Raw genomic sequence first — 12,469 nt, 5'->3', positions numbered from 1 at the left:
GCGCCGCAACCGAGTACGGGAAGATGGTCGCTGTGTCGGAACCAGATCCTGATCTCCTCATCGATTTCGAAGACGTCCTGATTCGCCGCGGCGGAGCGACCCTCGTCGGCCCGGTCTCCTGGAAGGTGGAGCTGGACGAGAAGTGGGTCGTGCTCGGCCCCAACGGCGCCGGTAAGACGTCGCTGCTGCGCCTGGCCGCCGCCGAGGTCCATCCGACCTCCGGCGTGGCCCGGTTGTTCGGAGAGACGTTCGGCAAGGTCGACATCACCGAACTGCGCCCGCGGATCGGTCTGTCGTCGTCGGCGCTCGCGCATCGGGTCCCGGCCGACGAGATCGTCAGCGACCTGGTGGTGTCCGCCGGCTACTCGGTGCTCGGCCGGTGGCGTGAGCGCTACGAGGACATGGACACCGAGCGGGCCGTCGAGATGCTCGAGAGCCTGGGCGCCGAGCACCTCGCGAACCGTACCTACGGGACGTTGTCCGAGGGTGAACGCAAGCGGGTGCTCATCGCGCGTGCTCTCATGACCGACCCGGAACTGCTGCTCCTCGACGAGCCCGCCGCGGGCCTCGACCTCGGTGGCCGTGAGGAACTCGTCGCGCGTCTCGGCGACCTGGCTGCGGACCCGGACTCGCCGGCGACGGTCCTCATCACCCACCACGTCGAGGAGATCCCGCCGGGATTCACGCACGCGATGCTGCTCTCGGAGGGCCGCGTGGTCTCGCAGGGACTGCTCGACGACGTCATCACGGCCGAGAACCTGAGCTCGGCATTCAGCCAGGCGATCACCCTCGACCGTGTCGACGGCCGGTTCTTCGCCCGCCGCACGCGGCATCCCGGTCTGCACCGGGCCTGAGACCGCCCGCAGCACGGTGGGACTGGTGGTGAGGCGTCCGTCACTCGGGGCGTAAGTTCCCGGTATGGGAACTTCTCGAGAGTCGGGTGCCTCCACCGCCGGTGCCCCGCAGCAGGCCGGAATGTTCGACGAGACGCAGACGGCGGCGACGGCTCCCGCGCCGAAGGACGCCTCCACCGTGATGCTCGTGCGCGACGGTGACGCGGGTGTCGAGGTCTTTCTGCTGCGGCGCGTGGTCGGCATGGCGTTCGCGGGCGGAATGACGGTGTTTCCGGGCGGCGGTGTGGATCCGTCCGACGGTGACGCCGACGTCCGCTGGGCCGGCCCGTCGGTGTCGTGGTGGGCTGAGCGGTTCGGCGTCGACGAGGCCCGCGCCAAGGCCCTCGTGTGCGCGGCAGTCCGCGAGACGTTCGAGGAGTGCGGCGTCCTGCTGGCCGGACCCACCGTCGACACCGTCGTCGCCGACACCACCGGGTACACGCAGGCGCGGCGTCAACTCGAGTCGCGGGAGTTGTCGTTCGCGGACTTCCTCGCGCGCGAGAGCCTGGTCCTGCGAACGGATCTGCTGCGTCCGTGGGCGAACTGGATCACCCCCGTCCAGGAGGGGCGTCGCTACGACACCCGCTTCTTCGTCGCGGTGCTGCCGGAGGGGCAGTTGGCGGACGGCGACACGTCGGAGGCCGCGGAGGTCGTGTGGCGGACTCCGGCCGCGGCTGTCGAGGACTGGCGTGAGCGTCGCAGTGTCCTGTTGCCGCCCACGTGGAGTCAGCTCGACGCGCTCGGCCGGTTCGACGGCGTGGACGCGATTCTCGCTGCGGAGCCGGAGATCTCGCCGATCCTGCCCGAGCTGAGCTTCGTGGACGGCAAGCCTCGGGTGGCGTTCCCCGGAGACGAGGGCTACTACGGCACCGGGGCGCTGCCCTGGGGTGGCGACCAGTAGCCTCAGTCGCATGGCTGAGTTTGTGACCCTCGAGGTTTCCGAAGGTATCGGCACGATCCGTCTGGCGCGCCCGCCGATGAACGCTCTGAACCGTCAGGTGCAGGAAGAGATTCGGGCGGCGGCCCGTCAGGCGACGGTCGATGCGGACGTCAAGGCTGTCATCGTCTACGGCGGCGAAAAGGTGTTCGCCGCCGGCGCGGACATCAAGGAGATGGCGGAACTCGACTTCGTGCAGATGAGCGAGATCATCGCCGATCTGCAGTCGGCGCTCGGTGCGATCGCCGACATCCCGAAGCCGACGGTCGCGGCGATCACCGGCTACGCCCTCGGTGGTGGCCTCGAGGTCGCGCTCGGTGCCGATCGCCGCATCGCCGGGGACAACGTCAAGCTCGGTGTCCCCGAGGTGCTGCTGGGCATCATCCCCGGCGGTGGTGGCACGCAGCGTCTGGCTCGTCTGGTCGGACCGTCCAAGGCGAAGGACATGGTGTTCACGGGCCGCTTCGTCGGTGCCGAGGAGGCCCTGCAGATCGGTCTGATCGACGAGATGGTCGCTCCCGACGAGGTGTACAACGCCGCCCGCAAGTGGGCGTCGCAGTTCACCGGTGCCGCGAGCCGTGCGATCGCCGCCGCGAAGGCCGCGATCGACCAGGGTCTCGACACCGATCTGGCGACCGGTCTGAAGATCGAGCAGCACCTGTTCGCGTCGCTGTTCGCGACCGCGGATCGCACGATCGGCATGGAGTCCTTCGTCGAGAACGGCCCCGGTAAGGCGCAGTTCACCGGCAAGTAGTTCGTCCTGCGATTTGCGCACTTGTCGCGGATTCCCGGCCCTGGGGACCGCGACAAGTGCGCGAATCGAGGCCCGGAACGGCCCAAAACTAGAACTTGTTCATTCCTTACCATTGGGTAGGATTCGCTACATGACTGCAAGCCCGAACGACGGGATCGATCCCGCCCCGAACCCGCACGCAACCGCCGAAGAGGTCGAGGCTGCGCTGAAGGACACGAAGCTCGCCCAGGTCCTCTACCACGACTGGGAAGCGGAGACCTACGACGACAAGTGGTCCATCTCGTACGACGAGCGTTGCATCGAGTACGCGCGGGGCCGGTTCGACGCCGTCGCGGGCGACCAGCCGCTGCCGTACGAGCGGGCGCTGGAACTGGGCTGCGGAACGGGCTTCTTCCTGCTCAACCTCATGCAGGGCGGCGTCGCGAAGACCGGTTCGGTCACCGACCTGTCCCCGGGCATGGTGAAGGTCGCGATGCGCAACGCCGAGCACCTGGGCCTGCCCGTCGACGGTCGTGTCGCCGACGCCGAGACCATCCCGTACGAGGACGACACCTTCGACCTCGTCGTCGGCCATGCGGTCCTGCACCACATTCCGGACGTCGAGCAGTCGCTGCGCGAGGTGCTGCGTGTGCTCAAGCCCGGTGGCCGGTTCGTCTTCGCCGGCGAGCCCAGCACCGTCGGCAACTTCTACGCCCGCTGGCTCGGGCGTGCGACCTGGGCCGCGACCACCAACGTCACCAAGCTGCCGTTCCTGTCGGACTGGCGTCGTCCGCAGGCCGAGCTCGACGAGTCGTCCCGGGCCGCCGCGCTCGAGGCCGTCGTCGACCTGCACACGTTCGATCCCACCGACCTCGAGAACATCGCGAAGTCAGCCGGAGCGGTCGAGGTCAAGGCCAAGACGGAGGAGTTCGCCGCGGCGTTGCTCGGCTGGCCGGTCCGCACCTTCGAGGCCGCCGTGCCGCCGGAGAAGCTGGGTTGGGGCTGGGCCAAGTTCGCATTCGGCGGCTTCAAGACGCTGAGCTGGGTCGACGAGAAGGTGCTCCAGCACGTCGTCCCGCGCAACTTCTTCTACAACGTGATGATCACCGGCGTGAAGCCGGGCGCCACCGACTGAGCTGAGCCGAACGAACTTTGGGATACGACTTCACGACCGACGACGTCGGATACCTGCGCAGCACCGAAGGCATTGAGGCGCTGGCGGAGACCGCGGAATCGGAGCTGTCCACGCGCACGCGACTGGCCGACATCGGCCGGGCGCGTGCGCGTTTCGGTGACCGCACCGCACTGCTGATCGAGACGGTGCTGTTGCGTCGCAAGGCGCAGGCCAAGCTGGACGGCGCCGATTCCTGGCTGTTCACCGATGATGCGTTGCAGCAGGCGACGCCGATCGCGGTGGCGCGGCACCGCGGCGTCAGGCTCGCGGGCCGCCGCGTCCACGACGTCACCTGTTCGATCGGCGCCGAGCTCTCGGCTCTGGTTCCGGTGGCGGACACCGTGATCGGCAGCGACCTCGACCCTGTCCGGTTGGCGATGGCGGCCCACAACGTTCCGGGTGCGACGCTGGTGCGGGCCGACGCGCTGCGGCCCTGTACGCGAGACACCGTGGTGATCGCCGACCCGGCGCGCCGTTCGGGCGGCAGACGCACGCACGATCCGGCGGCGCTGATGCCGCCACTGCCCGACCTGCTCGACGTGTACGCCGGGCGGGATCTGGCGGTGAAGTGCGCTCCGGGGCTGGATTTCGACCGGCTCGACTGGGACGGCGAGGTGGAGGTGGTCTCGCTCGACGGTGGTGTGCGCGAGGCGTGCCTGTGGTCGCCGGGGCTGGCGGGTGCCGGCGTGCGGCGTCGGGCGAGTGTGCTGCGTTCGGACGGGACGGGGTGGGAGATCACCGATGCCGAGTCCGACGACATCCCCGAGCGCGAGCCGGGGGAGTGGATCATCGATCCGGACGGAGCGGTCGTGCGGTCCGGTCTGGTGCGGCATTACGCCGCGCGGCACGGGTTGTGGCAGTTGGATCCTCGGATCGCCTACCTCACCGGGGACAGCGTGCCCGACGGTGTGCGTGGTTTCCGGGTGCTGGCGCGACTCAAGTACACCGAGAAGGCGCTGCGGCAGGAACTCGCCGCGCGGGACTGCGGCTCGGCGGAGATCCTGGTCCGCGGTCTCGACATCGATCCGGCCGTGCTGCGGCCACGTCTGAAGTTGCGCGGCACGACGCCGATGTCCGTGGTGCTCACCAGGATCGGCCGGACTCCCGTCGCGTTCGTGTGTGCCGCGCGGGACTGACGGCTACTTCAGGACGAACAGTTCCCCGATCAGCGTCGGGGTGAGCACCTCGCCGTCCGGTCCGATGGAGGTGCCGACGGTGTATCCGGTGGCCCCGGGAAGAGTGTCCTGGTCGAGGGTGTCGCCGGTCCCGGTGTCGAATGTCAGAAGTGCCAGTCCGGTGTCGCCGTCGCGCACGACGGTGTACCCGGTGGCGCCGGCGGTCTGCGCGGGGACGCCGAGGTGTAGCAGATCGTTTCGCTCCCAAACCGGTTCGGCGCGGTCACCGCGGTCGCGCAGCGCAAGCAGTCGGCCGTTCTCCCCGCCGGCGGGGAGGATCAGGCCGTCGGCGGACGTGGACGGGGTACCCAGGGCCGGGTAGCCGAGGTCGTGGCTCCAGCGTGGTTCGCCGGTCTCCGCGTCGACCGCCCACAGGTGCCCGGCATTGTCGTTGGCGTACACGGTCTTTCCGTCTGCCGACAGGGCGGGTCCGCCGGCGGGTCCGCCCGGTAGCGTGCTGGTCGACCAGTCCTCGACGAGTCTCGGATTCTCACCGCCGGTGTAGCGCATCGCGACCAGGTCGGCCTGTGCGGCGAAGGGGCGCCAGAAGGTGAACACGACGCGGCCGGTGCCCGGATCGATCGCCGGGGTACCCGCGACCGGGCACTGCGGACCGCCGGCGAGGCACCCGTCGAGGCCCTGATCGTTCGGAACGGGCTCGATGTTGGCGCCCTGGGTGTACGACGCCGGCGGGATCAGGTCGTACGACGGTGCCACCGTGAAACCGGTCTGCGGGTCGAGGACGTTGACCTGGCCGAGGTGCGTCACGAACAGCAGGTTGCCGTCGCCGGTGAACTGAGCGGAGCGTGGGGTTCCGGATACCGGTGTGCGCCAGCGCAGTTGGCCACGCTGATCGAACGAGGTCATTGCACCCTCGTCGCCGATGTAGACGTTGGTGGCGGCGTCCACCACGGGAGTCGAGGTGGCGGCGCCGGCGCCGATCCGGGTGCACCAGCGCTTGCGTCCGGAGTCGATCTGGAACGAGAAGAGGTTGCAACCCTCGTCGGCCTGTGCGGTGAGGAAGATCTGCCCGTTCGCTGCCACCGAGGCGTTCGTCGGGGTGAGGCCGCCGAGGGGGCGGGACCACTCGAAGTCCAATGATCGGGACCCCGTCACGGCACTGGTATTGCTGTTGCGGGCGTCGGCGTGCATGCCCGGCCATCCGCCCGCGCCGAAGACGTCCGCGGTGCCGGAGTCTCCGCCGCATCCTGTGAGAAGGAGGGCCGAGATCGCCGTCAGCGTTGCCGCCGACGACCGTAGGGCACGCCGCATTACATCTCCTCGGGTAGGGATCTGCTCGGATCAGAGATTATCCCGGCCGCCATGTGCGGTCGTCGAACCGCCCCGGCGCATTTCGTGGGACCCTCGATGAAGGATCCGGTCTGCGTGTCGGAGGAGGCATCATGCGAATCGGTGTGCCGAAGGAGATCAAGAGCGGAGAACTACGGGTCGCGTTGACTCCGCTCGCGGTGACCGAACTGCGTGCGCAGGGACACGAGGTCGTCGTCCAACGTGGGGCCGGGGACGGTTCGTCGATGTCCGACGGTGCGTTCGTCGCCGCGGGTGCCCGGATCGTCGATCGCGCCGAGGACGTCTGGGCGGCGGCCGAGCTGATCGTGAAGGTCAAAGAACCCCTGGCGCCGGAGTTCGGACTGATGCGCCGCGGGCAGGTGCTGTTCACCTATCTGCATCTCGCGGCGTCGCTCGAGTGCACCGAGGCGCTGCTGTCGAGCGGGGTCACGGCGATCGCCTACGAGACCGTCGAACGCGCCGACGGTTCGCTGCCGTTGCTCGCGCCGATGAGTGAGGTCGCCGGACGCCTCGCCACCCAGGTCGGTGCGCACGCGCTGCAGTCCACCGCCGACGGACTCGGGCGCGGCATCCTCCTCGGCGGCGTTCCCGGCGTTCCACCGGCCCGGGTGGTGGTGATCGGCGCCGGGAGCGCGGGGACGCACGCCACCGCGGTCGCGGTGGGGATGGGGGCGCGGGTGACGGTGTTCGACCGTGACGTCGAGCGACTGCGTGCGCTGCACGCCCGCTTCGGTTCCCGCATCTCGACCGTGGTGTCGACCCGGACGGAGCTCGAGCGGACGCTGGTCGAAGCGGATCTGGTGATCGGTGCGGTGCTGGTGCACGGGGCCCGCGCCCCGAGGCTGGTCACGTCCGAGCAGGTGTCCCGGATGCTGCCGGGCAGCGTGTTGGTGGACATCGCGATCGATCAGGGCGGGTGCTTCGAGGATTCGCGTCCCACGACCCACGACCGACCCACCTATATGGTTCACAATTCGATTATTTATGCGGTCCCCAATATGCCGAGCGTTGTTCCCCATACTTCTACCCGCGCGTTGGTAAACGTTACGTTGCCGTTTGTCGCGATGATCGCGGAAATCGGTTGGCGCGCGGCGATGCGCTCCGACCCGACCTTGGCCATGGGACTCAACGCCTGGTCGGGTCAGGTGACGCACGCGCCGGTCGCGATGGCGCACGCACTGCCGTGTGTGTCGGTGGAATCCGCGCTGGCCGGTTGATTCGTCCTGTTGGTGTGGACGCCACGGATGTAATTCGTCGGGGAAATTATCGTTGTCGATCGTTTATCTGATTCTGCTGCGACACGCGGTGGAGAATTGTGTCTAATGGATCCATGCAGCCGGGAGCGCGGACAGAATCTGGGTCATCCGGTGTCTCGGACATCGACAACTATCTTCTCGGCTCGCCGTCCGCGGGCCGTGTCGTCACCTCGATGCTGGTCCTCGGCATCGCCGGCGCGGTCGGGTTGGTGATGGCATCGGTGGTCGCGACGGTCGTCACCGCAGTCGTCGGCGCGCTCGTGGCGTACGCGGTCGCGCACGACGACGACTGGGTGCGGGCGGCGCGTCGTCGGCGTTCGCGGCGGCGCCGGGTGTGGGTCGAGCCGGGCTGGACCGGCAACTCGTGGGGTGGCCACAGCGTGAGCAGGCGCGCCGCCCTGTAACTGGGCGGGGCACGTGACCGGGCGCACAGTGGCGGTCCGTAGGCTTACGTGTCATGACGAGCATGTGGGGCGCACCGTTGCGCTCGAGGTGGCGCGGATCTCGACGTCGGGACAGTGAGCAGGCACGTTTCCTGACGGTGGCCTCGCTGAAATGGGTCATCGCGAACAAGGCGTACACACCGTGGTACCTGGTCCGCTACTACCGCCTGGCGAAGTTCAAGCTCGCGAACCCGCACATCATCACTCGCGGCATGGTGTTCCTCGGCAAGAACGTCGAGATCCATTCGACGCCCGGTCTGTCCCGCCTGGAGATCGGCAAGTGGGTGCACATCGGTGACGGAAACGCCCTGCGCTGCCACGAGGGATCCCTCCGGATCGGCGACAAGGTCGTCTTCGGCAAGGACAACGTCGTCAACACCTACATCGACATCGAGATCGGTGCCTCGACCCTGGTCGCGGACTGGTGCTACATCTGCGACTTCGACCACCGCATGGACGACGTCAACGTGCCGATCAAGGACCAGGGCATCGTCAAGGGCCCGGTCCGCATCGGGCCCGACACCTGGATCGCCGCGAAGGTGACGGTGCTGCGGAACACGCGCGTCGGCCGCGGCTGTGTCCTGGGCGCGCACGCGGTCGTCAAGGGCGAGATCCCCGACTTCAGCATCGCCGTCGGCTCGCCCGCGAAGGCCGTCAAGAATCGTCGGGCGGACTGGGAGTCGGGGGCAGCGGATCGGGCGAAGTACATCGCTGCGCTCGAGGACATCGCCCGCAAGAAGCTCGCCACCAACGGCGCCGACGCCGCCCCCGCGGTGAACGGGAACGGCGCCGGCGCCAAGTCCTGATCGGGTGAACGAGCGCCTGCTACCGACCCGGTAGCGGGCGCTCGGGAATCTCCGGGCGGGCCAACGGATGCCGCACCCGACGCTTGGCGGCCGCATAGACCTGAACGGTCTCCTCGGCCACCTTGCCCCAGTCGAAGTCGGCGGTCAGCCGCTCGCGGGCGGCCAGTGCCCGCACCTGGGCGGCGGCGGGATCGTCGAGCACCTCGCGTGCCGCGGAGGTCAGCCCGTCCACGTCCGCCGGCTCGAACGACAGGCCCGTGACCCCGTCCACGACGGCCTCGCCGAGCCCACCGGCGGTGGACGTGATCAACGGCGTGCCCGCGGCCGCCGCCTCGAGGGCGATGATCCCGAACGGCTCGTACCGGCTGGGCAGCACGATCGCGTCGGCGCCGTGCAGCCAGCTCAGCAGTTCCTCGTGGTCGAGGTTGCCGAGGAACGTCACCGAACGTGCCACCCGGTGGGTGCGGGCCTGCTGCTGCAGCCACTCGAACTGGGTGCCCTCACCCGCGATGGCCAGCGTCGTGCCGGGGTGGCTACGCCGGATCCTCGGCAGCGCCGCGATCGCGTCCTGCACGCCCTTCTCGTACTCGAGCCGTCCGACGTACAGCAGGGTCGCCGGTCCCGACCGCGGGGCGCGCGGGCGGAAGCTCCAGGTGGTGACGTCGATGCCGTTGCGGATCACCGTGATCGGCGGCAGTTCGGGCCCGTACAGCGCGGTGACCTCGTCCTCCATCGACGCCGAGCACGTGATGATCGAGTCCGACTCGTTCGCCAGCCACCACTCCACCGAGTGGACCTGACGGTTGATCCGACCCGAGATCCAGCCGCTGTGCCGTCCGGCCTCCGACGCGTGCAGCGTCGAGACCAGCGGGACGTCGTAGAACTCGGCGAGTGCGATCGCCGGATGCGCCACCAGCCAGTCGTGGGCGTGCACGACGTCGGGCTGCCAGCCCTCGCCGATGCCTCCCTTCGACAACGCGACACCGGCGCGGACCATCGCGTGGCCCATCGCGAGCGTCCACGCCAGCATGTCCTCGCCGAAGATGAAGTGCGGCGGGTCCTCGGCGACGGCGACGACGAGGACGCCCTCGGAGATCTCGGTGACCGTCGGGTGCGTCGTCGGATCGGTGCCCGACGGCCGGCGTGCCAGCACGACCACCTCGTGGCCGGCCGCGGCCAGTTCGGTCGCGAGGTGATGGACGTGCCGCCCCAACCCGCCGACCACGACCGGCGGGTACTCCCACGACACGATCAGAATCTTCATCACACGCTCCCAGCAGCTGCGGCAGTATCGGTCTCGCGACCGGGCAGACGCCGCGCATCGAGGGCGGCGAACAGGCCGTCGGCGGCGTTCCATCCGTCAGCGAGACGGCGTGCGGCGTCGTCCCGGCCGGATGCGACGGCGTCGGCGATCTCCCGAAGTGCGTGGGCGTGCTTGTGGGCCCGCTCCCGCGCGTACCCGGCTGCCGAGTCCTTGCTGACCATGAACGCCCAGTCGCTCGAGACCGCCATCAGCGTCTCACGCAACATCTGGTCGTGGACCCGATTCCGTAGTTCCGGTCTGTCCGGATTCGCATCTCGGGACTTGTCGATGGTGTCGAGCGCGGTCTGCACGACCTCGGCATTGAGCTGGACCAGATCCTGCACCTGGTCGCCGGCCCACACCCGCCAGTCCTTGCCCGAACCCCACGACGAGTCCTGCAGTTCCACGGGTGCGCCGACGTAGCCGTGGGCGCGGGCGTCGGCGAGGGTGCCGACGTCGATCCCGGCCTCGGGCAGTGCGCGCAGTACCTTCTCGAGCCACTGCGGTCCCTCGAACCACCAGTGCCCGAACAGTTCGGTGTCGAACGCGGCGACCACCAGTGCGTCCCTGCCGATGCGTTCGGATTCGCTGCGCAGCCGCCGCCGGACCGTCTCGACGAAGTCCTCGACGTGCTTGTCGAGCGCCTCGGCGGCCAGCGCCGGGTCGTAGGGGGCCTTCTGCTCGGACGGCACGTTGCGTCCGGTGACCCGCGCGGGCTTGAGGCCGGTGTCGTGGTCGTAGGTGTGGAAGTCGCGGTACGCGGCGTGGCCGGGGTATCCGGTCTTGGGGGACCACACCCGATAGCTGACCTCGAGGTCGCGGCCGAACGCCACGACGTCGGAGTCCCACACCGGACGTCCGGCCGACGTGTCGCCGCGCAACGCGGGACCGTCGACCATGAAGTGCGACACACCCGCGGCGGCGTACTGACGCTCCATCCCCGGGGTGTAGCCGCATTCGGGTGCCCAGATGCCGGACGGTGTGTGACCCCAGCGGGCGCGGGCGTCCGCGAGGCCCTCCGAGAGCGAGAACGCGCGCAGCCGGGGGTCGAGCAGCGGCTGGAACGGGTGTGCCAGCGGGCCGCCGAGCAGCTCGATCGCCTCGGCATCGATCAGCTCGCGAATCACCGCGGATCCGCCGTGGCGCCAACGGGTTTCGAAGTCCTCGAGGGCGGCAGCCGACGCGCGGTGCTCGCGCGCGCCGAGATCTTTGTGCGACGCCGACGGCATCCCGGCGGCCTCGTGAGCGCGGATCTGCCAGTTCCCGAGCCAGTGGTGCATGCCGTCGAGGCTGTGCGGGTCGTCGAGCTGGGCCGCGAGCACCGGGGTGATCCCCAGCGTCAGCAGACGGGTGCGGCCTTCCTCGGCGAGCCGGCGCAACACGCCCGTCACCGGCAGATAGGTCGCCGCCCAAGACTGGTACAGCCATTCCTCGCCCACCGGCCAGCGGCCGTGATTCGCCAGCCACGGTAGGTGCGAGTGCAGGACCAGGCAGAACATGCCGGGCTCGCGCGACGTCGTGGTTCCCCCCTGAGTTCGTGTCACGTCACGGGGTCCTTGATCGCGACGGCGACGAGGTCGAGGCTGTCGTCGATGTCGGCCTCGCGCAGGACGAAGTCGCCGACGTCGATGCCCTCGACGTCGCGGGTGAGATCCTCCGGCCACGGCTCACCGGCGAGGGCTCGGTCGATCTGGGCGTCGATGAACGAGCCGCCGTGCTTGGCGTCGAGGGCACGCAGGCGCTCGCCGTGGTGCACGCCGGTCATGATCGCGACGCGGAAGCCGGCTTCGACGAGCAGTTCGGTGAGCTCGGCGGCATTCAACTCACGCGTGTGGAAAGGATTGAGGGGGGTGTCGCGGCCGGGGGAGAACGTGATCCGGTTCGGCGTGCTCACGAGCAGCTCGCCGCCCGGGGCCAGGACACGGTGACACTCGCGAAGGAACTGTGCTTGATCCCACAAATGTTCGATCACCTGAAAGTTCACGACCGTGTCGACGGACTCGTCGGCGAGCGGAAGTTCCGCGAGATTGCCGTGCAGCATCTCCACGCGGGGGTAGCGGGCGCGTACGTGCTCGACCGCCGAGATGTCGTAGTCGAGTCCGGTGACCTTGCGCGCCACGTCGGCAATCATGTTGGCGCCGTAGCCTTCTCCGGATCCGGCCTCGAGGACGGCGCGTCCGGCGCAGCGAGGGAGCAGGTCTCGGTAGACCACCTCGTGGCGTCGGAACCAGTAGTTCTCCTCGGGGATTCCGGGCACGGTCCGCTCGCCGGTCAGCGGCAGCGTTGCGCCGGTGTCGGCGTCCTCGCGGGACGCTGCGCTGGTCTCGAGGGGCTCGGTTGTGGAACCAACTGTGGATTCGCTCACCCCAGCGAGGTTAGTGGCACCGGGAGTGACGACTGTCGGGGTGGTCCACATCACACGCATGAAACCCCCGGTG

12 protein-coding genes are annotated in these 12,469 nt (G+C 69.0%); 8 read left to right on the top strand and 4 right to left on the bottom strand.

Features of this window, described 5'->3' with window-relative positions; genetic code table 11:
* Window positions 1-23: 23 nt before the first annotated feature.
* From IJ15_RS0114175 to IJ15_RS0114155, 5 genes are all read left to right on the top strand, one after another.
* Complete coding sequence (locus IJ15_RS0114175; protein WP_031939000.1) at window positions 24-854, top strand: ABC transporter ATP-binding protein; 831 nt, start codon at window positions 24-26, stop codon at window positions 852-854.
* 121 nt (window positions 855-975) lie between these two features.
* Window positions 976-1,794 (top strand): NUDIX hydrolase, encoded by an 819-nt coding sequence (locus IJ15_RS0114170; RefSeq protein WP_051918889.1) that lies wholly within the window; start codon window positions 976-978, stop codon window positions 1,792-1,794.
* Window positions 1,795-1,804: 10 nt separating this feature from the next.
* Window positions 1,805-2,584: an enoyl-CoA hydratase/isomerase family protein gene (locus tag IJ15_RS0114165; protein WP_031938998.1), complete on the top strand. Its 780-nt coding sequence runs from the start codon at window positions 1,805-1,807 to the stop codon at window positions 2,582-2,584.
* A gap of 130 nt (window positions 2,585-2,714) precedes the next feature.
* Entirely contained in the window at window positions 2,715-3,698 is a 984-nt protein-coding gene (locus tag IJ15_RS0114160; protein WP_031938997.1) for a class I SAM-dependent methyltransferase, read from the top strand.
* 17 nt (window positions 3,699-3,715) lie between these two features.
* Window positions 3,716-4,873, top strand: a complete 1,158-nt coding sequence (locus IJ15_RS0114155; protein ID WP_031938996.1) for a THUMP-like domain-containing protein — start codon at window positions 3,716-3,718, stop codon at window positions 4,871-4,873.
* Between the two features lie 3 nt (window positions 4,874-4,876).
* On the opposite strand, the gene IJ15_RS0114150 is transcribed toward IJ15_RS0114155, so the two are convergent.
* Window positions 4,877-6,184, bottom strand: a complete 1,308-nt coding sequence (locus IJ15_RS0114150) for an outer membrane protein assembly factor BamB family protein (RefSeq protein ID WP_031938995.1) — start codon at window positions 6,182-6,184, stop codon at window positions 4,877-4,879.
* 131 nt (window positions 6,185-6,315) lie between these two features.
* Here IJ15_RS0114150 and ald point away from each other — a divergent pair, with 131 nt between their 5' ends.
* The 3 genes from ald (at window position 6,316) to IJ15_RS0114135 (ending at window position 8,728) form a co-directional block, all read left to right on the top strand.
* Window positions 6,316-7,440, top strand: a complete 1,125-nt coding sequence (gene ald, locus IJ15_RS0114145; RefSeq protein ID WP_031938994.1) for an alanine dehydrogenase — start codon at window positions 6,316-6,318, stop codon at window positions 7,438-7,440.
* Window positions 7,441-7,553: 113 nt separating this feature from the next.
* Window positions 7,554-7,883 (top strand): hypothetical protein, encoded by a 330-nt coding sequence (locus IJ15_RS0114140; protein WP_031938993.1) that lies wholly within the window; start codon window positions 7,554-7,556, stop codon window positions 7,881-7,883.
* 53 nt (window positions 7,884-7,936) lie between these two features.
* The gene (locus IJ15_RS0114135; protein ID WP_031938992.1) at window positions 7,937-8,728 is read left to right on the top strand and encodes an acyltransferase; all 792 of its coding nucleotides are present in this window, start codon (window positions 7,937-7,939) and stop codon (window positions 8,726-8,728) included.
* A 19-nt stretch (window positions 8,729-8,747) separates the two neighbouring features.
* Here IJ15_RS0114135 and IJ15_RS0114130 read toward each other — a convergent pair whose 3' ends face one another.
* The 3 genes from IJ15_RS0114130 to IJ15_RS0114120 are packed head-to-tail and all read right to left on the bottom strand — an operon-like array spanning window position 8,748 to window position 12,396.
* Window positions 8,748-9,992, bottom strand: coding sequence for a glycosyltransferase family 4 protein (locus IJ15_RS0114130; RefSeq protein ID WP_031938991.1), 1,245 nt, complete (start codon window positions 9,990-9,992; stop codon window positions 8,748-8,750).
* Window positions 9,992-11,530, bottom strand: a complete 1,539-nt coding sequence (locus IJ15_RS0114125) for a 1,4-alpha-glucan branching protein domain-containing protein (protein WP_031938990.1) — start codon at window positions 11,528-11,530, stop codon at window positions 9,992-9,994. The genes IJ15_RS0114130 and IJ15_RS0114125 overlap by 1 nt, the downstream gene beginning before the upstream one ends.
* A gap of 41 nt (window positions 11,531-11,571) precedes the next feature.
* Window positions 11,572-12,396, bottom strand: coding sequence for a class I SAM-dependent methyltransferase (locus IJ15_RS0114120; RefSeq protein ID WP_031938989.1), 825 nt, complete (start codon window positions 12,394-12,396; stop codon window positions 11,572-11,574).
* Window positions 12,397-12,469 lie beyond the last annotated feature (73 nt).

Source organism: Prescottella defluvii (assembly GCF_000738775.1).
GTDB classification, from domain to species: domain Bacteria; phylum Actinomycetota; class Actinomycetes; order Mycobacteriales; family Mycobacteriaceae; genus Prescottella; species Prescottella defluvii.
This window is presented reverse-complemented; position numbering and strand designations above follow the sequence as displayed.